This window comes from Alishewanella jeotgali KCTC 22429 (assembly GCF_000245735.1).
In the GTDB taxonomy this organism is placed as follows: domain Bacteria; phylum Pseudomonadota; class Gammaproteobacteria; order Enterobacterales; family Alteromonadaceae; genus Alishewanella; species Alishewanella jeotgali.
Genome location: NZ_AHTH01000002.1, coordinates 1 through 22,490, shown reverse-complemented (window position 1 = coordinate 22,490; position 22,490 = coordinate 1). Strand labels below are relative to the sequence as shown.

Here is a 22,490-nt window from a genome sequence, read left to right as displayed (position 1 = left end):
TGGCACAGTTTTAACTGCTGGCGAACTTAGCAAGCGCTTTATTACATTGTTCTTCGGCAAATGCGAATAAACACATTTCAAGAGCATAAAGAGGAATATTTGATAACGCTTTAGAACAGCTGTTTAGCAAGGTTAAGTAAGTTTGGTAGGTTTCATTTTTTGGAATGGCATCCCATCCAACAGTATGTAAAGCATTTGACTTGAAAGATGGGTGAAACACAAATCCCTGTTTTTTTGTTGCATGCCCGATAATATTATTTCGGCCAGAAACATAGTTAAACGTAAGTCCTCGCCGGACACCGTTTAAGAATTGAGAGGCATTTAAGCAAGCTGCCACTCTGGCATCGTAGATAGCGTATTGCTCTGGCGCTGCGATCGCAAAAATCTTTGAGTAACTTGCAACTCCCTGCAGAGGCGTAATCGGTCTCTGGAGATCTGCCTGTGTTATGTATCTATCAAGTGTTTCAACTTTGTTTGCTCTGACGCCGCCCCAATCGGCCACCACAAACCTCGCCAATTCTTTTTTCTTCTCAAAGTCTGCACTTTTCCATTCCTTGTTTAAGAATTTTTTCAGTTCAACATTGGCGTCATAACCCGACAGTGGAGTGGAAGAAAACCCGTCAACAACGGGAATTTTCCAGGTATATTCATGCTGAAGTCGAGGTTGAACTTCCTCGTAAAAACCTAGAATTGCAGATACCGCTTCTTTCATTAATTATCCTTAATTACAGATTTCAGTTCTTTGAAACATAAACATAGTGACGCATCAGTACACCGGTGGCGGCACTAACGCCATCAAGGCATTCCCTTTTGCGATTTGACGACCACTGCGTAAATCCATGGTCATATCCATACCTTTATAGTATCGACCAATCGGCACGCCATCGGCTGGTCGAATAGTTTGATCGCCATTTGGCTCAGTATTGATAAAGGCGTATACCCGCCCGGCACCGTCACGTAACATCGTTTGAGACATAAATTTCCTCGTATGAGATAGGGCGAAGCCAAAAACAAAGTTAACTTAAGGATAGGTTAATGTTTAATTATTGACAGCAATCCTAATCCGGTATTTACATTTACACCATACTGTTTCAACATACAGTGTATGCAAAACAAGCATATCCGTTTTGACTCGATCGTTTTTAGTCGTTAGGCTGCGCGGATTAACCTGAAGGGAAGCAATTTAAAATGCCACAACATATTCAATACATTGATAAAATTTGTCGAGAAAAACAACGAGACGTGCTCTACCTCACTTTTAACAGTCAGGCTTTTACAACCCCCGATTGGTCCTCTTGGAAAACTCGGCAAGACATTATCGACTGGCTCGACAAGAACCACATCAATCATGTCCCCTGCGGTGATGTTGCCAGTGAATATGAATTGTCGTCCTATAAAGGACAAATCTATGTTGATGTTCCTTTTGATGAATCTGATCCAGACTTTATAAAGTTAAACCACTTTCTGGAGCATCCGGATGGGAGCTGCAAATTCGAAGGTGTCACTTTTTGTTATCTACCCTTAGAGCATGCGATGAAGAACCAGCATCATGATGAACCTGGCTTTTGGGATGCATTAATGGAGGAGTTTTAGTCAGTATATGGCTCCTTTGGAGCGGCAGGAACCAACCCTCGACACATTCTGCCGCTCTGCGACGTTATGCTGCTTCTAAAGACGATACCGAGGATAAGTCATGGTCACAATTGCGCTGGAACGTATTAGTAACTTTTTACTCCTGCCCACTATAGCGGCTGAAGAAGACTACGTACTTACCCAAGGCCAGGATGAACTAAGCTGGTTTGTGTTAACCGCAGCTTACAACACGCAAATTTTACAACAACTTGCAGATCAGCTGGCCAATGAAGATCAGTCACGTTTATTGCTTATGATGCAAGGTACCTTTTTACCGCTAGAGCGCCAGGGCAACCTGTTATTACTACCGCAGTTAGTCTGCAACGAAGATCGTAGGGCGCAATTCTATTTAAAGGTCGCACCAAACAAATAAAGCTTTGTTTACCTTTAGCCCAGCCTGGGTTCATATACCCCATTAGAATTGAGCTACCCACAAAGCTCACACTGCACATTAGCACTCACCAGCGTTAGCCATCGGCCGCAGCCACAATAAACTAGCATTGTCTGTTGCGCCCCGCTCCAATATCAGGCTCTGCAGTTGTTGCAACGCTGTGGCGCTATCAGCAACAGCAAACATCTCAGCTAACTCCTCTGGTGTAACCAGGTCATGCACACCGTCTGTGGTGAGCACAAATTGATCGCCGGTTTGCAAGGCGCCATCTGATACCGCAACAGTAAAATCAGCCGCCTCACTATCGGCAGCCAGATAACTGGTTAACGCCCGGTAGCATTGAGCCAGGCCGGTTTGTTGTTTTAGCTCTGCGCTATCATTCTGCCAGTCATGATCCTCACTCAGTTGTTGCAACTGACCATTTCGCAAACGCCAAATACGGCTATCACCGGCATTAATTGCCACAAAGCGCTCTGCGCTTAAATGCAATGCCGCTATGGTAGTTGCTGCCCCAAAACTCTGCCGTTTGCGGCCGAGCGTATCGACAAGATATTGTTGGGCCAGACGTAACTGCCTACTGGAAAACCCTGTACCAGGCCAGTGCTGTAGCAAATACTTAACAACGCTGGAGCTTGCTACAGCCGCTGCTGGGCTGGCAGATACCCCATCAGCGGCCAGCAATAAACTGTTTGGCGATGGCAGCTCCAGCACTTGATTAACTTGATCTTGCTGCAGTAGCATTGGCACCTCACCGGCAGCAGCATAGCCGAGAGCATCTTGCTGCGACCATTTAGCACCTGTCGCGTTAAAACCACTTAGTTGTAATATCGCCAGCTGGTAAGGCATTAACAGACTCCTATCATGACCAATTGCCAGCATATAGAACATCTGCGTCATATTGTGTCGCATATGAACTTATCATAGATTTACAAGTTTAACTGTATGGTGATACAACTGGGCAATGCAAATTTGTAGGAACAAGTTTGAACAATAAAAATAAGGAGATAGACAATGCTGGACAAAATTAAACCGTGGGCCTGCTCTTTTAGTGGTTGTGATGGAGGTAACCCTGAAGCCGATACCTGGTTATGTGGTATTGAGTGGGGTCTTGAGCCAGACGCTGCTGACGAGTACTACACTAGACTGAAGCAGCAAATGCAGGCGGGTGCCGTAAAGGTAACTAAGACTAATTTTGATTGGAGACACAGCATAAGCTATCCCTACGGAGTGCGCTTTGCCAAATTGTATCAGGCAATAAACCAGCAACCCGTGCAGTCTTATCGTTCAGTTGCAGAACTTAGTGGCGAACAACTTTTTAAGCTTAACCTGTACCCTATTGCCTTTAATTCTACCGCGGATGATCTTTGGCATCAGTACCGTTTTGATGAAGCAACAAGCTTCCCCAGTAAGCTGCTGTTTAATAATTGGTGCTTTTTTAATCGCTTCCCATTTTATGCAGCATTGCGAAAGCAATATCAACCTAAGCTGATTATCTGCACCGGAGTGAATTACCTGAAAGATTTTCTGATGTTTTTCGCCGGATCTGATGGTGTTAGAACAATAGAAAGTGAAGTTATCAGCATCAACGCCACTGAAAAACGTACATTATACTGGAGCAAAGTTGATAACACCTTGCTGGTAGTACTGCCTTTTTTCAGCGGCCGCTTCGGTTTAAACAGTGATGCACTGCTGCAAGCCTTTGGTAGTAGAATTGCACAACTTAAAGCTGAGATAAAACAGGTTTAGCAAAAGAGCAAAGCGCCGGTGTTAACTGGCGCTACCCTTTAGTCATAACTGCTCTTGGCACCAGTTTGCGCTTTGCGCTGGATACTTTGTAACGCAGCGTATTGGGTTAGCTTACCTTCTAACTCTCTTATATTTCCTGCCTGTTCAATGATGTCATTAAAGCTCGCATTGAAAGGAATGCCAAGGTGATCAATTTTCGCCATGGCTATTCTAAATTTATCTGCAAATGTTGGAGCCCTCAGTCGACATACCGTTCCTGAATACAATAAGCAGAGATACGATTGAGGTATTGTGTTTTCGATGTCATTAGCCGCTATCGCTAACGTGCAGATCGTTTTTTTACCGGTAATATTTCTGGTGCCCAGCATTTCGAAAATAGATTCGCTTACTGAAGTGCACTTATCAAATAAGAAATTTATATCATCAAGTAGCAGGCAATCACTGTCAGCCAGTCGATCCAATTGGCTGGCATCTGCTGCAGCTTCTCTAAGCAACCGCTCTGCACTGTAGTTGACAACCTTCATACCTGTGCGGTGAAGTTCGCCCGCCAAACTCATCATTAAATGCGTCATGCCATCGCCATTACCAGAGTAACTATCAATGGTCATAAAAAATGCGTCTTGATCCGCAATAAACTTTAGCGCAATGTCGATTGCCCTCTTGTTATAGTCAGACTTCACTAAGGTGCTTAGGTTAAAACTCCTCATTATTTCTTACGCTCCAAATAAAACAGCGCAGACCAACTAATCCTACTTGGCTGCTATTAATACTTAGCCAATGCCTCTGCCAACTGTTGCTTGATATTTTCCCGCATCTCTTGCGGCGCTAACACGGTTAAATAATCACTTTGCGACATCAACCATAAATTCAGCTGCCAGCCTTTATGTACCGTTGCTCTGATGTGGTAATCACCATTTACCAGCTCGTCGCAGCTCATGTCGGCTGAAAGTGGTGTTTCCAACAACAAGTTAGCTAATACTGGTTTTACCGTAAGTTCGAGCTTTATGGTTTCACCTTCGCTAAACTCCATCGCACCTTTAGCCAGATAGCCTCGTAGGTTAAACTCTTTAGGTATCACTGATGAGTATTCGGTTATTTCCACTTGCTGAAAACGATGAATGGCAAAACGTAGCGGGTCGCAATAAGGCTCAGCCGAGGCTATCAGGTAACTTATCTGACCACGCTGGATTAACCCTAGCGGGTTTAACCGATAATGTTTCACTGCACTCTGGTGCAAGGCATGATAACTAACGTCCAGCTGTTTATCCTCTAGCAACGCTTGTTGTACTTTTTGTAACAAGTCGGCGTCTATTTTGGGTGGTAACAATTGCATGCCTGCTGATACAGACGCAACCTTATTCGGCCAGCGTGCGCCGACATTCATCGAATCCAATGCTTTCAGTTTACTTTTTGCCAGATTAAAGCGGGCTTGCAAACTATCAAAAAGCGGTGTTGGCAATAACTGACGAAGTTGAGTTTCGACCAATGTAAGACTCATCGCTTCAGCTAGAGTGACGCCGGGAATATCCAGGCTGGCATCCTGCATCCAGTACCAACCGTAAGGTTTGCTTTTTTCGTTGCACTGTAATGGAAACAGCAATGAGAGCTCCAACAAATCACGCTCAACTGTACGCTTAGATACACTAAAACCGGCATCCTGTAATTGCTGTGTTAAAAGTCTGGCTTCCAATCCTGGTGCCCGAGTCGGAATAAGCTTTAACAGTTGCCACTGACGGGCAACGGTGTTCTGCCTTGGGGATGCTGACATATCAATTCCTATGATTACGATATTACATAGTTTATATACAAAACAGTAAGTTAACTCGATTGACTGCTAAATCTCACACTAACAGGAGTAACACAAATTGTTCAGCATAATCTGGTTTTATCGACACGCCTTGAAGGTTCTGCGATGCTTTTGGTAATGCCTTTGCTAATTGCAATCCCGTCGCTTCAAACTACTCTAAAGTAAAACTGGCGCTGCACAGATATGCACTAATACTGAACTGCCAAACTGGACTTTGTGGCTTTGCAACAATGGTGTAATTGCTCCATCTGTATTGGCAATCGTCTGCGACGCAGTTTTAAAATGCTACCAATTACAATAGAAATCCAAACCTTTAAGATCAGAATATAGAAGCATGCGACAATTTAAGTCGCAAATACTTTAACAAGCCTATGCTAACTTTTTTAAAATCGACTACAGATGACCCGTTACTTATCAGGTTGGCTTGACTTGATTTAGCCGGTTTTTGATTACGACTGTCCCAAAGAAATGGCGAAATAATAATTGTGGCGCATCAATTTAAGAACTTTCTCACGGTATATACCGCTTAGTTCAGCTTAAAATAGTTACATTGCTTCATATCACTTTTGAAACGGCTCAAGCTATTTTGAGAACAGAATGCTACAGCTTTGTGTGCGTATTTCATACAACTCGTCCAAGTCCCTCACGTTTGCTGTATGGCAGTATCGTTAAAAGCTACATTCCAAAGGACGAGCATAGTCAAACTTACAAGACCCACCTTACCCACTGTTCCTTGAACAAATCCGTATATCTATTGACTACACGCATAAATCATCTAGACTGTGTATTAAATAGATATACAGGGTGTGTGTTATGACTACAAAAACAGCGTCAATCAACATGCGAGTACTGCCATCGGTGAGGGATATTATTGATGCAGCGGCAAGTTTAAAAAAAGTCGATAGGACCGTGTTTATTCAGCAAGCCGCGCTCAATGAAGCGCATAGCATACTGGCCGAACAGCGGGATTTTGTCCTTGAAGCAAAGGCTTTTGAAGCTTTCGATACCGAACTTCGTGCAGAGCATCAGACGCTTGAAGGCATGAAAGATCTGTTCAATAGGAGAGCGCCTTGGGAATAAGTGCGCCAACGCTATTGAATGATGGGCGTCAGCTTAATAACTTTCAATGTGGTATTGAAGAGCTCGATACGTGGTTAAGAATACAGGCGTTGAAGAGCCAAAGCCGAGGAACCGCGAGAGTGTATGTTGTCAATGATACTACGGCCAACAAGGTGGTTGGGTACTATGCTATTGCCATGAGTTCGGTATCGAGAGAGCAAGCATTTAGTTCACTACGAAGAAATAGCCCTGATCCCATTCCGATGGTAATTTTAGCAAGGCTTGGGGTGGAAAGCGCTTATCAAGGTCGCGGTATTGCGGCAGGTTTGTTAAAAGATTGTATTATTCGCTCAGTACAAGCAATGAATGCTGTCGATGGTGCCGGAATTTTAGTACATGCTATCGATAACAGTGCGCAAGCGTTCTACAAAAAATTTGGCTTCAAAGAATCAATTTTTGCCCCTTTAGTACTCATGGCAAGGAGCTGCGATATCAAGAAATCATTGTCCATTGACTGAAATAACATCGCGCCTTAGACAAAGAAAGGTGGTCATTTGGGAAGTAGCCCCACCCAATAAGGAGCAGCGTCAAATTGCTCGGGCAAACGCAACCCCGGGCTTAATGGGATTTAAATAGCACCGTTTTCGTTCAGATAATGGCGAAGGTCGACAACCCAAGTATTGCTCATGATAAAAACCGTTTTAACGGGTAAAACTTAGGTTGGAGACTAACCTAGTGGCAAATCGAGCTTAAAATTCCGAATGATTCTTTCATCGATACAACTTCTTAAAAACTTATTCATTGCGGTCATATTATTATCCGCGTAGAAATCAAGCATTAAGGTGTTAAATTCTAGCTGACGCTTAGCTGGCACATTAATGATAGGATACCCATTCGCTAATAAAATACCGTTCATCATAAAACGGCCAGTGCGTTTATTCACGTCCCAGAAAAATTGTACTCGAGCCATTTGAAGGAAAGCTGTAATAGCCTTGTCGTAGATATCGACTTCGCTTTCAACCAGCTGCTCAATTTCACGCCATTTATCGTCTAACATCTCAGGCGCAGGAGGGGCATAATCAGAGCCAGCAATAGAAACATAGCCTGAGCGGAACTTTCCCCACTCTAACGCCTCTTCTTTTCCGGCGATATTATGAATTTGGATGGCAGTTACTTTATCAAATGTAAACCTATCTTGCTCAACTAGACTGAACAGATACTCCCAAGCTTTAGCTTGGTTAATTGCCATATTTTGATCACTGATGCGATGACCTCCCACCGTAATGCCATCAAGGATGGTCTGCACTTCCGGCAGAGTCATTGCTACACCTTCCAGGTTGACGGCATCACACACCAAAGCAGGTAAATCCCTTTTAGCAAGCTGTTTAGCTAAGGGCTTGTTGGGTTTCATATTCCACACTTTTTCAGTAAGCAGGTGCATGGCAATGTTTTCACAATGTTAGTAAGACTTGAGAAAGTATACACTTTTTACTGTTAAAGATCGTATGTAACAAGATTTGAAATCTATAAACGTGGAATAACGCCATGGAAGCGCTCGACATCCCCTTCTCCCACACCCAGTCTGACAAAATAGCCAAGGCCAGTGCGTGTAGCAAGTTCGCCCTGAGCCATACGCTGAGCCCGCTGATGCTTAACTAACTTCCCCAATGACATCTCAAACTGGTGTTGCGCACTCAGAATTTCTATTTTTTGCATTAAATTTTGCGCATTAGTTTTTAATGCACAACTTATTGCGCAAAAAACCAAAACGCCAAAGTTTGTTTCAGAACATTATTATTACAGCCAGTGACAACGACCAGGCTTAATGCGACCGGTTTTGTCGACCTAGCGTGTGTAAGATACGGTTTTTCATCGAGTGCCAATGATTTTTTGGTAAGGTTGGTGCCTGCGCTAGTATCGCGGCAAAGTCGATACTCTCAGCGGCACGTGCCGGCAGATGGGCAAAATAGATCTTGCTAGGTGCAAGGTCCTGCACACGCTGCAATGATTGCTTATATTGGTTCGGGTGACACACCGGATATGGCGGTACCAGCCGTTTTTTAACCGATACGATTAGGTCAGCGATATACAATTGCCTGGTTGGCAGATGCAGCAAGGATAAATCATGATCGGTATGGCCCGGAGTGTACAGCACTTGCCACTCAGCAAAGTCTGGTACCTGTTGCCCGTCCAATAATAACAAGTCTGGTTTTAACAGCGGGTTATACCAAATATGCCGCTTGGGCTTACCCAGCCGGGTAGCAACCCACCAGGTCAGGCTAACATCAATCAGATGCGCGGTGCGGCCCAACAGGCCACTATACCAGCGCCGTGCTTTGGGGTGGCTGGCAATACGGGCGCCGGTTAAACGCCTGAGCTTATGTGCACCACCCGCATGGTCCGGATGCATATGGGTCACAATAATCAGCTTTAACGCCTCCAACGGCAAACCCAGTTGCTGCTGAATAAAATCCGTTACCGTAGCGATATCAGCACGACTACAACCATCGAGCAGCATTAAACTATCGTTATGCTGCACCAGATAAATATGCTGAATATAGCCCTGTAGAATATGTAACTGCATTAGAACAGATTTAGCCCGGCAGTAGCAACTGGTCCGACATTACCGAAATCAACAGCCATTTTCCAGCAGCAATTGCTTTTCAAATGCCAGTTTGTTTTGACTTAGGATCAAACCATTCTTGCTTGGCCAACCACTTCTCCACCAACTTCGGTACTTCCGTAGCCGCCTTTCCTTGTATAAATTGATAGCCGGCATCATTATCGGTGGCTTCCAGGTTAATCAGTACTTTTTCTGCTCCCTTGCGTGCATAGAATAGTAATGATGCAGCGGGATAAACTTGTAGTGAAGTGCCGACAACTAAAATTTTATCGGCACTGGCGATCTCTTTAATGGCAGGCTCCATGGCGGGTACCTCTTCGCCAAACCAGACAATATTAGGGCGTAGCGCTGAGCCATCAGCGGCGAGCTCTCCCACTTTTAATTCGCGCTGACCGATAACTTCAATCAGATTTGGATTTCTGCTGCTGCGAGCTTCATTAAGTTTGCCATGCAGATGAAGAACCTTGCTCGACCCTGCCCGCTCATGTAAATCATCAACATTTTGTGTTACTACCACCACGTTAAAGGCTTGCTCTAACTTGGCAATCGCTAAATGTGCTGCATTGGGCTCGGCTTTCGCTGCTTGTATGCGCCGCGAATTATAAAAGCGATGCACTAATGCAGGGTTACGCGCAAAGGCTTGTGGGGTGGCCAGGTCTTCCAGAGCATATTGCTGCCATAAGCCATCGGGATCGCGAAAGGTCGCTAAGCCACTCTCAGCGCTGATACCAGCGCCACTAATAATCACGATTTTGGTTGCTTGTTGATTCAATGTACTCTCCTACTCATTAAATAAACGCTATATCAGACGATGGAGTTAATCGTGACGGCAGTCTAACCTCTTACTAAGACAAAATACGTCGCAGTTTAGCTATTGTTGTTGGCTTCAGCGCTTCACTCTCGCTGTGATCGAATAAATGCCGGCTCATCAAAGTAATCATAATCGCCAAGCTGTAATGCCTGTTGCCGACGTCTGGCCTCGGCAGGTTGCCGCTCACTAATACGAATACCAAATACCTCCAGATGTACTCGCTCCATTAACTGCTGTACCTGTTGACGTGTACAAAGCTGTAACAGCTCACCAGCATGGATAAAACCCTGCGCACGCAGCCGCTGTTCGCTATTATCTTTACCAGCCTTACTGGTTTGAAAGATGTCACGAAATTGCGATTCCAGCGTAATTAAAAACAGATCCTGTTGCAGCATATTCATGGTCGCCTCCTGTAATGCGTTTTGGCATCCCTGCCCAAACTTAGCTGTAATATTATCGGCATCATGCCCTGTCCTGTTCCGTGTTGGTGCATCCGGCACCTGCTCCTTTATCAACTGCATTACACACCAGAAGTGTTATCTGCAGCGACACATTACGTCCTGTTGCTACAGAATACGCCGTTACCAAAATAGCGCCACACTGTGTAAGTGTTCAGTGTATGTTTTTCAGGCAGACCATTCTATTTTTCAGGTATTAGCCTGCCAGGTAAAGTGCCTTTCCTGTTCGCTCTGGTTAAGATAGTTAGCTTGATCAAGCTGATTGACTGTCTGGTAAACAGGCATATTTACAGGAGCTGGGATGCATAACCTGAAAACTGAGTTACCAAACTGCCTGGATGACAGCGGCTGGCCACTTCGCTGGCATGTGCGTGCTTACTGTGAGAAAAATCGGGCCTTTCGCGATTTTGTGTTAAGCCGCTTTCGTCGCATTAATGGTCTGGAAGGTGACGCGGACTTTACCAAAGCAGATGATAAACGCTGGAATAACAAGATTGATATCGTACTGGTACCCGACTCCCGCCTGACGGACTATTAAAACGCGATTATTGCCGAGGATTACAATATTCAAGAGAGGAAACGGGTGTTCTCTGTGCGCTCAGCACTAGTACCTTATGCCGTGCAGGCGCTAAACCTGGATCTGACTAAAATTGAAGCCCGACCGCAGGCCCAACAAATAATGGTGGCGAATTTGGATGAGGTGCGTTGTCATGCTTTTTAACTATTCTCCGGCGGTGCTTCCCGCATCTGCCACGTTTGAACTTCGCCGTTGTGCTCAAGCAGGATCCGGGCGCGCCCATTTGCTTTAGCCTGATACAATAGTTCATCTGCCCGCTTGATTGCCGATTGCCAGGTACTGGTTTGCCCCTGTAAAAACACGGCGCCACCTGATGCATTTACCGTTATGTCGGCAAAAGGTGAATGCACAATAGCGCTATGCAGCTTAGCTTTGATCACATCCAGCCCCAACTCGTTGATCCGGCGAATAACCACTAAAAACTCTTCCCCACCCCAACGCACTAACAAATCCTCCGTTCGAAGCACCGCTTTTACTCGTTGGCTTACACTTTGCAGCACCTGATCACCGACATCATGGCCGAACTGATCGTTAATACCCTTAAATTTGTCCAGATCGAACAGCACCAGCAAATCACCATGTTGTTCAGAAAAGCCCGCCAGAGCGCGGCGATTATAAAGTTGCGTTAAGGGATCGCGATGAGATAACTCTGTTAATTCCTGATTAGCCTTTGATAACTGCCGGTTAAGTTGTCGTACGTAACGGGCTGCGAACAAAGATAATGCAAGCGCAACGAACAGGATACTACTGAGCAGGATAACCCAATATTGATTGCGTTGTTGCTCAGCTATCTTCGCTTCGCGTAGCGCAGACTCCTGCTCTAGTAGTTGGATACGTAGGCTTGCTTCCTGAGCATCGTGTTGCACTTGCAATTCAGCCAGGGTGCGTTCACGTTCAGCCCGATGAGCGGTTTCACGTAGTTCCAGCTGCTGCCTCAACACACCCAATGCCCGCTCTAATCGATGTGCCGTTTCATAAGCGTCGGCTAAATAATTTAGCATATCTGCCTGAGTACCGGGCGGCGCGACCTGGCTGAAATCAGCAAAGGCAGCTTCCATAATACTTAAGCCTTGCTCATAACCACCTTGTTTAACCATCACGTAACCCTGGTTAAAGCGCATTATATGCAGCTCAAAGCTATTATCTATTTGATGAGCTATTTCAATGCCTTGTGAGAAATATTGTTCTGCCGCGGCATACTGGCCAGTATGAAGTTTAAGAGTTCCCAGATTATTGAAGGCCAGCATTTGAGTGCGACCAACTGGCTCGCCGCGGACTGGCGTGGTTGCTTTTAAAAAGTCAGCCTCAGCGGCAGCGTTAGGCCCTTCGGTAACCTGGATCACAAAGCCCCGCACCATATGTAATTCCGGTAGATATTCTGTCACCCCAAGCCGGTTAGATTCTGCAATGGTTTTATCCAGGCTTTGTCGTGCACTGTCAAAGTGCCGTAAACGGGCATAGGTGCGACCGATATGCAGGTTAATAAACTGCCGGCGGCGCTGTTGCTGCTCATCTTGTATACTTGCAACCATCTCATGCGCACGCAGCAGATAAGTTAGGGCTTGTTCATAATCATGGAGCAAGTCATAACTGCGCGCGATGAGATGCAATCTGTGAAAATAAAGTTTGGGTTCCGCTATGCTCTGATCTTTTAGCTCGCCAAGGTAGTGCCGTAACGCGTCGCGATTTTGGGTATGGAGGTAGATTTCGCCCCGGGCATTACTTAACTCTGCAAGTGCATGCGGATCCTGCGCAATTTCCGGCTCATTTGACAAAGCATCAAGAAGTGCAATTGCCGCCGCCGGCTCATTATCCTGAATTGCCTGCGCTAAAGCTTGATAGGCTTTGGCACGAGCGAGAGTGGCGGTAGGGGTTTGATCGTTAAGCGCACGCAGAACCAGGCTTAACGCTTCACGATCACGCGCTAGCAGGTTTATTCCCAGAATGGTGTCCAGGCGTTGCTCAAGGCCTGGATCTCGTGCCCCGGCGTAACTGGCCGATACCTGGCCTGCAGCGCACAGCAACAACAAACTAAGTAAGACAATAACGCCTTTCTTCATCACAGCGACAACCAAACAGCTAATCCCACATACAATATAAGTTCAATTTAACTATATTGCTATTAATACAACATATTGATTGCCTTAACTATGCTGTAAATCAATGCGCTGAAAGTCTCTTGTCCAAACAGCAGCTAAACCGGATGCTTACTGCGTGATTTCGATCAAAATCTCATTCCGCCTGAGCATTGGCAGCGTTAAAGGCCCGTTATATCCGGCGGCAACAGGTTCGCTAACTGCAGTAAGGCCATTGGCGGTAATCCATTGCTGCAATTGCTGACTGTAACGCTGCACATTGCGCTGTGATAAAGTGCCACTGAAGCGAATAGCGGCTACTGTATAGTCGCGTACCTCCTCAACCAGCAGATCTGGGTTGGTCGGCTTGGGTGTGCTGTCGAGAGTAAAGTGCTTTGGCATAACAAAGGCCATCCGCGGCTCACTCTTAGCTCCCGACATAAATACCGGCGCAGTCATGGCAATTTTCGTACCCTGGTTTACTGACTCTCCTGCCATCAACACCGGTGCTGTCATCGCAATATTGTTGCTGCCGGCATTATCACCCGAGATGTAACGGAATAATTTTCGAAAAGAGTTATTTCTGCCATCGCCGGCCATACTGGTCGACACTAGCACCATGGGCTCGTAACGGCGAACTTCGATGTCCAGGCTACTATCGGCCTTAAGCACCTGATAAGGCGCAATCTCTACCTCACTGCGCCCCACCACTGAACAGGCGGCTAAACACAACGCCACAACCAGGCTAACAATAATTTTCACCGCATCATCCTTCTTCACGACATTACGCTCTTATACGTTGTCGCGGCGCTTTGGATTGGTTGGCTGCCGCGCGAACAGCAATTACAGAACGCACTGCTCCAACCTGTAAAAAAGTCGGCCTCTCATCCTAATGCCGTATTGTGTTCAGCTATCATTCAGTAATACTATTCAGCGAAATAGCAACAGCTCGCGGAGTTTGCATGGCACTCTTCTCTCGTCGCAATAATGTGCCACTGGTCCTGGCAGGACTGGTATGGTCGCTTTTTACGCCGGCCTCCCTGGCACAGGGTGCGGCCTTTCAGAGCTGGACCGATGTGGTCCGTACCAAGGCCTTTGATGATAGCCAGGGCGTTTACGACAATATGATGAATGTACGGCGCTGGATCCTGACCCGCTCTGGCTACTGTACCGAGCAAAAGCGTCATGTGTTGTTCGATATGCGCGGTAACTTTTTAAAATACGTCGAAGATGCCGATAATTCTTTGCAAACGCAGCAGCGATTAAATCAAAGCCGACAGCAACTGGCGCAGCAAGGCCTGGTACCGGCCTATGTTGCCGGCAACAGCAATACCGTCGGTTACCCCTTTGCCATTCGCTGTCATCAACCCTATGTTGATTTACCACTCGCAATAGCCCGCTATCTGGGTGAACATCCGGATGGTCGACTGTCTGGCAATTGGCAGGGTATTTCGGTCGGCACGCCAAAGAAGCAGGCGTCGCTGCATGAGGTATTACAAACCGTCTACAACCGCCGGGTGCAGCAAAAGAAGATTACACTGCCCCCCAACCTGTTACCGGATCTGGCGGGGATGCTGATTATCGAAAGCGGCGGTGTGCGTGAAGCCAAATCCAAAGCCAATGCCCGGGGTATTTTACAGCTTACCCCAACCGCCCTAAAAGATTGTGGCGTACCGGCAAATAAGCATTTACACCGCATTGCTCAGGTGGATTGCGCACTCTGGCTGTTTGAACGTAACCATCGCATGCTACAGCCGGTGTTTGTGGCAAAATTTGGGCATTTGCCGGAAGACAAGCAGGAGCAAATTTATCGCCTGCTGCTGATCCAGGCTTATCATGGTGGGCCAGGTCGGGTACGCTCGTTACTGGTCGACGAAGAACTTAGTCGGCCAGCCAGTTATTTTGCTGCCAATCACCAACAATTCAGCGCCGGTGACATTGCCTTTGGCATGGTGTTTCACAACTTAGGCCGCAACCGGCTGGGTTTTGCATCGCTTTACTACACAGCAGATATTCGTATTGCGCAGCAGCTTTTACAATCGAAGAAGAGCCCAGGGCTGTTCCCGGCGCTGCAACAAACGCTTACATCCTTACCATAGCAGACTTTTAGCGCACGGTATGGTTCGGGTATAACCATACTGTGCAGCCTCTGATTTAGTCTTTGTTCTGCCGCAGGCCAAGCCAGTCTTCACGCTCTAACTCTGGTTGCTCACGCCGGAACTGCTGATACAGCGCTACACCTTTGCTATCTTCAAGCACCTTGACCGCAACACCGTGATTGCTTAGCGTTTGCTCATTGCCGCCAGCACTGCTGACATCGCCAACCACCACCCGGTTAAAACCGCGGTTAATCAACAGCGCCGTACAGATATTACAAGGGCTAAGTGAGGTAAAAAGTGTGGTTTGACTAAAGTCGATGCGGCCAGCATCCCGAATGGCTGATGTTTCGCCATGATTATAAGGATGGCTTTCCTGCACCAGCGTATTATGGCCCTTGCCGACAATGCGACGGCTGGCGTTGTCGATAATTACAGCGCCAATCGGACAGCCACCTTCGAGGTAGCTTTTCTCGGCCAGTAACACCGCAATGCGCATCAAATCGGCATCAGATAACCGGCACCAGAACTCGTCGGCTACAAGCAACCCTAAGCTACGGGTCGGCAAATGAGCCAGTGTACGCAATACTGCATCATTTAGCGGGGTGCTGGCAGAAAAGAGTTTTATTTCAACCTGGGGCTCAGTCATCAGCAAACTCCGAAGGTAAAGGTTGTGGTTTATCGCCGTCGCTTGCAGCAATAAAATCAATCTCAAGCTCAGCTTTTTCGACAAAATACTGTGGCAGCTCAGCCTTGATCGCGGGTGCCAGATTTTTAAAATCGGCTACCTGTTTTACCAGATTACCACGACCACTAACCAGTTGGTTTTCAGCCGCCAAATAGGCCGCGCCAGCGCTGTCGAGCCCACGTTTAATTTTTTCAAAGTTCCCCAAAAAGCTGTTCAGCTTTTTAAATACCGCTTCGGCTTTGTCGGCCAGAGCCGCAGTATGCTTGTTCTGATCTTCATAGCGCCACAGCTGACGCACAATATTCAGGCTGGTTAGCAAGGTAGTGGGTGTCGCCACCAGAATATTATTTTCGATGGCTTGCTGAAACAGGCTTTCATCCGCCTTCAGGGCTTCAACAAAAGCCGATTCAATCGGGATAAACATAAACACCATATCCGGCGAGTTTAAACCCGGCAAACGGAAGTAGTCTTTCGCCGACAACTCCTTGATCCGGCTAGCCACCGCCTGCACATGCTCTTTTAAGGCTTGTTGCCGCTCAAGCTCCTGTTCGGCGTTAACATAACGGGTATAGGCGTTGAGTGACACCTTAGCATCAATTACCAAATGCTTATTTTGTGGCAGGTATACTATCGCATCGGGGCGGAATTTGCCGTCGTCGGTACTAAAACTGACCTCTCGCTGATAGTCCTTACCCGGCTGCAAGCCGGAGCGATCCAGCACATTTTCCAGTACCAGTTCGCCCCAGTTGCCCTGCAACTTCTTCTGCCCCCGCAGTGCGGTAGATAACTCATGCGCTTCTTTGGTGATATGCTGATTCAGCTCTTTTAACGATGCCAACTCTTTTTTCAGCTCACCCTGTGCCGTGGTTTCGCGGTGATGGATATCCTGCACTTCTTTTTTAAAAGCTTCAATTGATTGCTGAAACGGACTTAACATCGCATTTAAGCTTAGCTTGCTGGTCTCCTGCAGACTCTGTGCTTTTGCGTCCAGGATCTCGTTAGACAAGGCTTTAAACTGCTCCACCAGGCTTTGTTTTTGTTTTTCGAAGTTAACCAGTTCCCGCTGATGGCTGGCTTCACGCTCATCGAGCTCGGTTTTCAGCTGTGTATAACGGTTTGAGAGATGATGATATTCCTGTTGCAGCTGCTCGCGGGCGCTACGCATCTGCTCCAATTCTGAACTGCGCAGCACCAACTGCTTAGCGCTTTCTTCAAGCTGTGCGCTAAGACGCTGGTTCTGTTGCTGTTGTTCATGCGTAAAACCAGTTTGTTGCTCCAACTTCTGCAATAACTGTTTAACCTCAAGTTGCGCTTGCACCAGTTCTTGCTGAACACGTTGGTTAGTGGTTTCGCTAAAATGTAACTTCTCAGTATTTTTCGTATCGGCCAGTTGCAGCTGCTGTAGTTGCATCTGCGTTGTTTGATGGCTCAGTTGTAGCTGTTCAAGTTGCTGCTGACTCGTCTGACTTATTTGCTGCTGAGTTGCTAATTCGGTGGCAAGCTGCCCCAGTTTTTGCCGCAGCTTAACGCTGGCCAATAAGTAACCGAGCGTAGCGGCCAGTAAAGCCAGCACACTAAGCAGCAAGTAGCCGAAATTTGATAATTCAATCACGCTTTGAATGTCCTTTACAATAAAATAGCTGTCAATGCCATGATAACTGGCTTCGCAAAATTCTCCATACTTTCTAAATAATTAACATGCCAAACCAACTCAAGATGATGTCATAAAAAGTTGGTCGCAATTATCTTACTGGCAAACGGTAAAAAATTGAGCTTCTGGTAACACCCTGCTATAACTTCTACCACTATATAAGTTTGGAGGGAACCACCATGGTAAGACAACTCAAAATTGGACTTCGCGCAACACTGGCTTTTGCATTACTGGGGCTTATTACCTTAATTCTCGGCATTATCGCCATTAGTCAATTTCATCAGACAGGTCAAGTGGTTGGAACCCTGGTTGAGCGCAGAGTTCCTGCAGCTATCACCGTTGGCGAGCTAAGGCGCGACTTTTTACTTACCCGCCTGCATACCCTCAATGCAATCTACGCTCCCAACCCACAAGCCAGACAACAAGCCCTTACACAGTTAACTGAGTTAGAGCAAAGCTTTAATGCTAGTTATGAAAAGATGCGGCGCTTGGTCGAGTCCGCAGAGGGTCGGCAAATGCTCGAGGCCGTGATGACCGGCAAGAGAAATTATGATGTACAGCACGCGCGGCTGATGGAGTTTGTCCGCGCTGGTGATTTTGCTCGCGCAGACAGTTTTCGGCATGAGGGCTTCACTGAGCTGGGGTTTCAGGTCACGGATGCTCTCAATCAACTTGGGCGCTATCAACAAACACGGGCGGAGGCTGCTGGCACGGATGTGTATAGCATTATCAACCAGGCCAATACCATGATGATCACAGCGATCGTTATTGCGGTTGGTTTAGTCGCCCTCTTTGCGTTCGTGTTTAGTCGCAGTTTATTACAACCGATCAATCAGGCTCTGAGTGCTACCGAAACAATCGCTAAAGGCGATCTGACACAACACTTTGATGACCAGAGCCGCGATGAAATGGCGGCGATGATCCGCGCGTTAGTACAGATGCAACAACAGCTGAAGCACACTATTGTTGCCATTAATGATTCATCGAATCAGCTATCAACAACAGCAGAAGAACTCAGAGTTGTTACTGAGCAATCAACCCGGGTACTCCACCAACAAAGTGATGAACTAGAGCAAGCCGCTACTGCAGTTACCGAACTTACCACTGCTGTTGAAGAAGTAGCCCGTAACGCTGCCGCAACATCACAGAACTCAGAGCTTGCTGAGGAACAGGCGAAATCTGGCCGGGACAAGGTCAAACATACCATCGCGACTGTTGCCGAACTTGAGCATGAAATTACCAATACCCACCAGGGTGTACAAACTCTGGCTGAGCGGGTAACCAGTATCAGCAGAGTCCTTGATGTCATTCGTGCTATCGCAGAACAAACTAACCTATTAGCTTTGAACGCGGCTATAGAGGCCGCCAGAGCAGGTGATTCAGGCCGGGGGTTTGCCGTTGTCGCCGACGAGGTACGGGCATTGGCGCATCGAACACAGGAGTCGACGAAAGAAATTGAAAGTATGATGCATGCCATTCAGGCGGAAACCAGTAATACCGTTAAAGCCATCAGCGTTAGTGCCGAAAAAGCCGATCGCACCCGGCAAATTGCACACGAAGCCGGCGCAGCCCTGGAACAAATTGCTGCTTCGGTACTGCAGATCAATGAACAAAACCTCACCATCGCCAGTGCTGCAGAACAACAAGCTACTGTAGCGCGGGAAGTTGACAAGAACCTGGTGAATATCCGAGATCTTTCATTGCAAACATCATCCGGCGCTAATCAAACCAGTGCCTCGAGCAATGAGCTGGCAAAGCTGGCGGAACAACTGCATATACTGGTACAGAAGTTTCGTATTTAATCGCCCGTCGGCGGCAACTCTTGTTGCAGCCAACGCGAATAACCTAAGACCCAATAACTAAAACCACATCTACGAAGAATAAACTATATGAAGCATAAAATTCGTTTAATTTTAAAATGCTGCCTGCCTTTACTTATCTGCCACCCCTTGCATGTCGCCGCCGAAGCAAGCTTTAGTCAGGGGCGCTATATTAATAGCGCTGCAGATTTTGCGGTGCTACCGCAGCGGGAGCGTATTGCTCCGGAAAACGCGATGCTTACAGAGCGGTTAGAGCAACTCTTGCCACAGCTGATGGTAGAACAAAACCTGGATATGTGGTTGGTACTTAATCGCGAAAAGGCCGAAGATCCGGTGTATTTTACGCTGGTGCCCCAACCCAGCTTTGCCGCCAGGCGCACCACTATGCTGGTTTTTAATCGCTTGGCTGATGGTACTATCGAAAAACTCACGGTAAACCGCTACCCGTTGGGCGCGCCCTACACTGCGGCCTGGCAAGGCGGCAGCCTCGATGAGCAGTGGCAGGCGTTGGCTGATTTAATTGTCAGCAAAGATCCAAAAACAATTGGTATTAACGTCTCAAAAGAATGGCCGGTGGCGGATGGTTTAACCTCGGCCCTGCATAGCCGCTTAAAAGAAGTTTTACCACAGGCTTACCAAAGTCGCCTGGTGCCTGCGGAAAATCTGGTGGTGCGTTGGTTAGAACAACGTACTGCTACTGAATTGGCTGTCTATCCGCATATTATCGGCATTGCCCGTGGCGTCATTGCCGAGGGCTTTAGTAGCCGGGTCATTACGCCTGGTGTAACCACCACTGAAGATGTCGCCTGGTATCTGCGTGAGCGTTTTAGTGAGTTGCAATTACCGATCTGGTTTATGCCTTATGTCAGCTTACAGCGCCCTGGCACACCTTGTGATAAAGATACGGCATTTTGCGGCGAGTCCGGCGTTATTCAACGTGGTGATATTCTGCATACTGACGTTGGGATCTGTTATCTAAAGCTGTGTAGCGACACCCAGGAAATGGCCTATGTGCTCAAGACCGATGAGGAGGATGCTCCTGCAGGATTAAAAGCCGCGCTGGCGACCGGCAACCGCTGGCAGGACATTCTGAAAAAGGAGTTTATAACGGGACGTACCGGTAATCAGATTTTAAAAGTGACCCAGCAAAAGGCTCAGGCTGCCGGCATTCTCAGCAGTACTTACTCACACCCACTGGGCTTTTTCGGCCATGCTCCGGGGCCCACCATCGGAATGTGGGATAACCAAGGACCAACGCCAGTGCAAGGCGACTGGAAACTTTATGCCAATACTGCCTATGCGATAGAGGGAAATATCAAGCAGGCTATTCCTGAGTGGCAAAATCAACTGGCCCACATCAAACTGGAGCAAAGCGCCTACTTTGACGGTAAAACGGTGATTTATCTGGCTGGCCGCCAGACTATGTGGCATTTGGTACGCTAAATCCCGGCAACAAAAGCGCAGGCTGAACACCTGCGCTGTAAGCGAGCTTCACTATCTCCCTTTACTACGCTTAGCTTAAACCAGGTAAGGGTGTAATATAGCCTGCAAATTGACACGCGCTTTTAACCGGGCAGCCAACAGATAAAGCCCGCCAATTTTTCGGTGCAAAAAGATCGCATCTGCTGGCGGCGTATGCCAATAGTTCTGCTTCATGCTGAGGGCCATACCGGCTTCGCGTAGCCGGTTGGCTAAATCAGAAGCTCCAAAATCGAAAGCATGCGGCTGTTTCAACGGTTCACAGGCCAAAGCAACTAACTCCAGTACCGCGACTTTCTGGGATTCGACAATATGCTGACTGAAAAAACCAATCTGTTGTAAGGCTGTTTCAATGTTAGCTTTATCATTTTTAAGTGCTGCGCCAAACAAAGCGCGATAACCGTCACTAAAATCCGCAGAATATTCGCGACAAGCGCCAAAATCCAGCAGGACTAATTGTTGCCGACGACTGTCATACAGATAGTTGGCAAAATTGGGATCGGTTTGCACCAGGCGAAATTCAAACAATTCCCGAAATAATAGCTGAAACAGTAAGGTCATTACCCTATCACGTTCAGCTTGACTTGCCTGCGCCAGGCTTTCAATATGCGCACCTTCCACATAACTCATCACCAGAATATTGACTGTACTCAACTCCGGAAAAACAGTGGGCACCTGATAATCAGGGCTGGTAGCAAGAAGTTGACCGTAGCGGCTTAAATAGCGTGCTTCCAATAAATAATCCGCTTCATGCTTTAACTGTTGTTTGGCTTCTTCAAGTAAGCTTTGGTAGTCTACACCCTTTGGTAATAAGCCGCTTAACCGCAGTAGCGTTGCCACGTTATCAACATCACTATCAATACTTTGCCTGACGCCAGGGTACTGGATCTTAACTGCCAAACGTTTACCGTTGTCATGATAAGCCTGGTGCACCTGACCTATTGAGGCGGCAGCCATAGGCACAAAGGTAAAATCAGCAAAATGCCGTTGCCAGTTATCCCCCCACTCCTGCAGCAGAACCTGAGCGAGTTGTTTGGCCGGCATGGGGTTGGCACTGGCGCGTAGCCTTGCCAGAATCTCGGTCAACGCTGGCGGTAATAGATCGCCGGCATCCATCGACAATAGCTGGCCTATTTTCATCGCAGCACCACGCAGATGTGCCAGTTGCTCGGCGACACGTTTAACATTGCCAGGAGTTAACAACAAATCCTGTTTCGCTGGCAGCTGGCCTTTGACAAGCTGTCGCGCACCTTCGGCTAACATTCCACCTGCGACCCTGCCGGCTAACGAAGCCAGGCTACCAAAACGGGAAAGTCGGTGTGCAGGGACCTTTGAGCTGTTTTGTGTCATAACACTTCCTAAGATTCATTAGCTCAGGTATACGGTGCAAAAAGAGCAGTGGTTGTCACTTAAAGCTGTATTTTATTGAACAGTGCTTAGACTTATCTGGTCGTAAGTGCAGCGGTTGATGTCGTTGCTACGGCTCGCTGTGATAAGTCTTTGGTTGCGTTTGGCTTAATCTGTTCTATCGCTATCGCAGAATGACTCCGGTACGGCGGGCGTACCGGAGTCTGAGT

Annotated in this window: 25 protein-coding genes; 10 read left to right on the top strand and 15 right to left on the bottom strand. The window is 47.1% G+C overall.

From position 1 onward, the window contains the following. Positions 1-10: 10 nt before the first annotated feature. Together AJE_RS00335 and AJE_RS00330 are read right to left on the bottom strand one after the other, a co-directional pair. Positions 11-712 carry a hypothetical protein gene (locus AJE_RS00335; protein ID WP_008949158.1) on the bottom strand — a complete coding sequence of 234 codons (702 nt, stop codon included), beginning with the start codon at positions 710-712 and terminating at the stop codon, positions 11-13. Positions 713-766: 54 nt separating this feature from the next. Further along, positions 767-976: a hypothetical protein gene (locus AJE_RS00330; RefSeq protein WP_237709268.1), complete on the bottom strand. Its 210-nt coding sequence runs from the start codon at positions 974-976 to the stop codon at positions 767-769. Between the two features lie 212 nt (positions 977-1,188). Here AJE_RS00330 and AJE_RS18700 point away from each other — a divergent pair, with 212 nt between their 5' ends. Further along, positions 1,189-1,593, top strand: a complete 405-nt coding sequence (locus AJE_RS18700; RefSeq protein WP_008949156.1) for a hypothetical protein — start codon at positions 1,189-1,191, stop codon at positions 1,591-1,593. Between the two features lie 100 nt (positions 1,594-1,693). Beyond that, positions 1,694-2,005: a hypothetical protein gene (locus tag AJE_RS00320; RefSeq protein ID WP_008949155.1), complete on the top strand. Its 312-nt coding sequence runs from the start codon at positions 1,694-1,696 to the stop codon at positions 2,003-2,005. Between the two features lie 78 nt (positions 2,006-2,083). Here the strand turns inward: AJE_RS00320 and AJE_RS00315 are convergent, their stop codons facing one another. After that, the gene (locus AJE_RS00315; RefSeq protein ID WP_237709267.1) at positions 2,084-2,920 is read right to left on the bottom strand and encodes a PP2C family protein-serine/threonine phosphatase; all 837 of its coding nucleotides are present in this window, start codon (positions 2,918-2,920) and stop codon (positions 2,084-2,086) included. A gap of 114 nt (positions 2,921-3,034) precedes the next feature. Here AJE_RS00315 and AJE_RS00310 point away from each other — a divergent pair, with 114 nt between their 5' ends. Next, positions 3,035-3,769 carry a hypothetical protein gene (locus AJE_RS00310; RefSeq protein WP_008949153.1) on the top strand — a complete coding sequence of 245 codons (735 nt, stop codon included), beginning with the start codon at positions 3,035-3,037 and terminating at the stop codon, positions 3,767-3,769. A 38-nt stretch (positions 3,770-3,807) separates the two neighbouring features. Here AJE_RS00310 and AJE_RS00305 read toward each other — a convergent pair whose 3' ends face one another. Both AJE_RS00305 and AJE_RS00300 read right to left on the bottom strand, forming a co-directional pair. Continuing rightward, positions 3,808-4,476, bottom strand: coding sequence for a DnaA ATPase domain-containing protein (locus AJE_RS00305; protein ID WP_008949152.1), 669 nt, complete (start codon positions 4,474-4,476; stop codon positions 3,808-3,810). Positions 4,477-4,532: 56 nt separating this feature from the next. Continuing rightward, complete coding sequence (locus tag AJE_RS00300) at positions 4,533-5,537, bottom strand: helix-turn-helix transcriptional regulator (protein ID WP_008949151.1); 1,005 nt, start codon at positions 5,535-5,537, stop codon at positions 4,533-4,535. A gap of 852 nt (positions 5,538-6,389) precedes the next feature. On the opposite strand from AJE_RS00300, the gene AJE_RS00295 reads away from it, so the two are divergent. Then, positions 6,390-6,656 (top strand): type II toxin-antitoxin system TacA family antitoxin, encoded by a 267-nt coding sequence (locus AJE_RS00295; protein WP_008949150.1) that lies wholly within the window; start codon positions 6,390-6,392, stop codon positions 6,654-6,656. After that, entirely contained in the window at positions 6,647-7,153 is a 507-nt protein-coding gene (locus AJE_RS00290; RefSeq protein WP_008949149.1) for a GNAT family N-acetyltransferase, read from the top strand. The genes AJE_RS00295 and AJE_RS00290 overlap by 10 nt, the downstream gene beginning before the upstream one ends. A 209-nt stretch (positions 7,154-7,362) precedes the next feature. On the opposite strand, the gene AJE_RS00285 is transcribed toward AJE_RS00290, so the two are convergent. The 5 genes from AJE_RS00285 to AJE_RS00265 all read right to left on the bottom strand — a co-directional run bounded on the left by AJE_RS00285 (position 7,363) and on the right by AJE_RS00265 (position 10,470). Further along, positions 7,363-8,046 carry a Fic family protein gene (locus AJE_RS00285; protein WP_237709266.1) on the bottom strand — a complete coding sequence of 228 codons (684 nt, stop codon included), beginning with the start codon at positions 8,044-8,046 and terminating at the stop codon, positions 7,363-7,365. A gap of 113 nt (positions 8,047-8,159) precedes the next feature. Next, positions 8,160-8,351 carry a hypothetical protein gene (locus AJE_RS00280; protein ID WP_008949147.1) on the bottom strand — a complete coding sequence of 64 codons (192 nt, stop codon included), beginning with the start codon at positions 8,349-8,351 and terminating at the stop codon, positions 8,160-8,162. Between the two features lie 106 nt (positions 8,352-8,457). Continuing rightward, positions 8,458-9,219, bottom strand: coding sequence for an MBL fold metallo-hydrolase (locus tag AJE_RS00275; protein WP_008949146.1), 762 nt, complete (start codon positions 9,217-9,219; stop codon positions 8,458-8,460). A 79-nt stretch (positions 9,220-9,298) separates the two neighbouring features. Further along, complete coding sequence (locus AJE_RS00270) at positions 9,299-10,030, bottom strand: SIR2 family NAD-dependent protein deacylase (protein WP_008608612.1); 732 nt, start codon at positions 10,028-10,030, stop codon at positions 9,299-9,301. Between the two features lie 122 nt (positions 10,031-10,152). Further along, positions 10,153-10,470, bottom strand: a complete 318-nt coding sequence (locus tag AJE_RS00265; protein ID WP_008608615.1) for a hypothetical protein — start codon at positions 10,468-10,470, stop codon at positions 10,153-10,155. A 358-nt stretch (positions 10,471-10,828) separates the two neighbouring features. Here AJE_RS00265 and AJE_RS18695 point away from each other — a divergent pair, with 358 nt between their 5' ends. Together AJE_RS18695 and AJE_RS18855 are read left to right on the top strand one after the other, a co-directional pair. Next, positions 10,829-11,065 (top strand): transcriptional regulator, encoded by a 237-nt coding sequence (locus AJE_RS18695; protein WP_008949145.1) that lies wholly within the window; start codon positions 10,829-10,831, stop codon positions 11,063-11,065. 6 nt (positions 11,066-11,071) lie between these two features. Beyond that, positions 11,072-11,248 carry a BrxR family transcriptional regulator gene (locus AJE_RS18855; RefSeq protein ID WP_474368105.1) on the top strand — a complete coding sequence of 59 codons (177 nt, stop codon included), beginning with the start codon at positions 11,072-11,074 and terminating at the stop codon, positions 11,246-11,248. Here the strand turns inward: AJE_RS18855 and AJE_RS00255 are convergent. Both AJE_RS00255 and AJE_RS00250 read right to left on the bottom strand, forming a co-directional pair. Then, on the bottom strand, positions 11,245-13,164 hold the full coding sequence (locus AJE_RS00255) for a tetratricopeptide repeat-containing diguanylate cyclase (RefSeq protein WP_008949144.1): 1,920 nt from the start codon (positions 13,162-13,164) through the stop codon (positions 11,245-11,247). The two genes, AJE_RS18855 and AJE_RS00255, sit on opposite strands and share 4 nt — an antisense overlap. A gap of 147 nt (positions 13,165-13,311) precedes the next feature. Continuing rightward, a complete protein-coding gene (locus tag AJE_RS00250; protein ID WP_008949143.1) occupies positions 13,312-13,941 on the bottom strand; it encodes an SOUL family heme-binding protein in 630 nt (209 codons plus the stop codon). Between the two features lie 200 nt (positions 13,942-14,141). Between AJE_RS00250 and AJE_RS00245 the strand changes: the two genes are divergently transcribed. Further along, positions 14,142-15,278: a transglycosylase SLT domain-containing protein gene (locus AJE_RS00245; RefSeq protein WP_008949142.1), complete on the top strand. Its 1,137-nt coding sequence runs from the start codon at positions 14,142-14,144 to the stop codon at positions 15,276-15,278. A 55-nt stretch (positions 15,279-15,333) separates the two neighbouring features. Here the strand turns inward: AJE_RS00245 and AJE_RS00240 are convergent, their stop codons facing one another. Continuing rightward, positions 15,334-15,924, bottom strand: coding sequence for a nucleoside deaminase (locus AJE_RS00240; protein ID WP_008949141.1), 591 nt, complete (start codon positions 15,922-15,924; stop codon positions 15,334-15,336). Continuing rightward, a complete protein-coding gene (locus AJE_RS00235) occupies positions 15,917-17,575 on the bottom strand; it encodes a DNA recombination protein RmuC (RefSeq protein ID WP_008949140.1) in 1,659 nt (552 codons plus the stop codon). The genes AJE_RS00240 and AJE_RS00235 overlap by 8 nt, the downstream gene beginning before the upstream one ends. Positions 17,576-17,793: 218 nt before the next feature. Here AJE_RS00235 and AJE_RS00230 point away from each other — a divergent pair, with 218 nt between their 5' ends. Together AJE_RS00230 and AJE_RS00225 are read left to right on the top strand one after the other, a co-directional pair. After that, entirely contained in the window at positions 17,794-19,416 is a 1,623-nt protein-coding gene (locus tag AJE_RS00230; protein WP_008949139.1) for a methyl-accepting chemotaxis protein, read from the top strand. An 87-nt stretch (positions 19,417-19,503) separates the two neighbouring features. Next, positions 19,504-20,877: a M24 family metallopeptidase gene (locus tag AJE_RS00225; protein WP_008949138.1), complete on the top strand. Its 1,374-nt coding sequence runs from the start codon at positions 19,504-19,506 to the stop codon at positions 20,875-20,877. Positions 20,878-20,952: 75 nt separating this feature from the next. Here the strand turns inward: AJE_RS00225 and AJE_RS00220 are convergent, their stop codons facing one another. After that, on the bottom strand, positions 20,953-22,263 hold the full coding sequence (locus AJE_RS00220) for an ABC1 kinase family protein (protein WP_039927822.1): 1,311 nt from the start codon (positions 22,261-22,263) through the stop codon (positions 20,953-20,955). Positions 22,264-22,490: the final 227 nt, after the last annotated feature.

Bases quoted from the DNA above. Each gene is read 5' to 3' on its own strand.
- AJE_RS00335 (WP_008949158.1), bottom strand. From the start codon at position 712: ATGAAAGAAGCGGTATCTGCAATTCTAGGTTTTTACGAGGAAGTTCAA.
- AJE_RS00330 (WP_237709268.1), bottom strand. From the start codon at position 976: ATGTCTCAAACGATGTTACGTGACGGTGCCGGGCGGGTATACGCCTTT.
- AJE_RS18700 (WP_008949156.1), top strand. From the start codon at position 1,189: ATGCCACAACATATTCAATACATTGATAAAATTTGTCGAGAAAAACAA.
- AJE_RS00320 (WP_008949155.1), top strand. From the start codon at position 1,694: ATGGTCACAATTGCGCTGGAACGTATTAGTAACTTTTTACTCCTGCCC.
- AJE_RS00315 (WP_237709267.1), bottom strand. From the start codon at position 2,920: ATGACGCAGATGTTCTATATGCTGGCAATTGGTCATGATAGGAGTCTG.
- AJE_RS00310 (WP_008949153.1), top strand. From the start codon at position 3,035: ATGCTGGACAAAATTAAACCGTGGGCCTGCTCTTTTAGTGGTTGTGAT.
- AJE_RS00305 (WP_008949152.1), bottom strand. From the start codon at position 4,476: ATGAGGAGTTTTAACCTAAGCACCTTAGTGAAGTCTGACTATAACAAG.
- AJE_RS00300 (WP_008949151.1), bottom strand. From the start codon at position 5,537: ATGTCAGCATCCCCAAGGCAGAACACCGTTGCCCGTCAGTGGCAACTG.
- AJE_RS00295 (WP_008949150.1), top strand. From the start codon at position 6,390: ATGACTACAAAAACAGCGTCAATCAACATGCGAGTACTGCCATCGGTG.
- AJE_RS00285 (WP_237709266.1), bottom strand. From the start codon at position 8,046: ATGAAACCCAACAAGCCCTTAGCTAAACAGCTTGCTAAAAGGGATTTA.
- AJE_RS00280 (WP_008949147.1), bottom strand. From the start codon at position 8,351: ATGCAAAAAATAGAAATTCTGAGTGCGCAACACCAGTTTGAGATGTCA.
- AJE_RS00275 (WP_008949146.1), bottom strand. From the start codon at position 9,219: ATGCAGTTACATATTCTACAGGGCTATATTCAGCATATTTATCTGGTG.
- AJE_RS00265 (WP_008608615.1), bottom strand. From the start codon at position 10,470: ATGAATATGCTGCAACAGGATCTGTTTTTAATTACGCTGGAATCGCAA.
- AJE_RS18695 (WP_008949145.1), top strand. From the start codon at position 10,829: ATGCATAACCTGAAAACTGAGTTACCAAACTGCCTGGATGACAGCGGC.
- AJE_RS00255 (WP_008949144.1), bottom strand. From the start codon at position 13,164: ATGAAGAAAGGCGTTATTGTCTTACTTAGTTTGTTGTTGCTGTGCGCT.
- AJE_RS00245 (WP_008949142.1), top strand. From the start codon at position 14,142: ATGGCACTCTTCTCTCGTCGCAATAATGTGCCACTGGTCCTGGCAGGA.
- AJE_RS00240 (WP_008949141.1), bottom strand. From the start codon at position 15,924: ATGACTGAGCCCCAGGTTGAAATAAAACTCTTTTCTGCCAGCACCCCG.
- AJE_RS00230 (WP_008949139.1), top strand. From the start codon at position 17,794: ATGGTAAGACAACTCAAAATTGGACTTCGCGCAACACTGGCTTTTGCA.
- AJE_RS00225 (WP_008949138.1), top strand. From the start codon at position 19,504: ATGAAGCATAAAATTCGTTTAATTTTAAAATGCTGCCTGCCTTTACTT.
- AJE_RS00220 (WP_039927822.1), bottom strand. From the start codon at position 22,263: ATGACACAAAACAGCTCAAAGGTCCCTGCACACCGACTTTCCCGTTTT.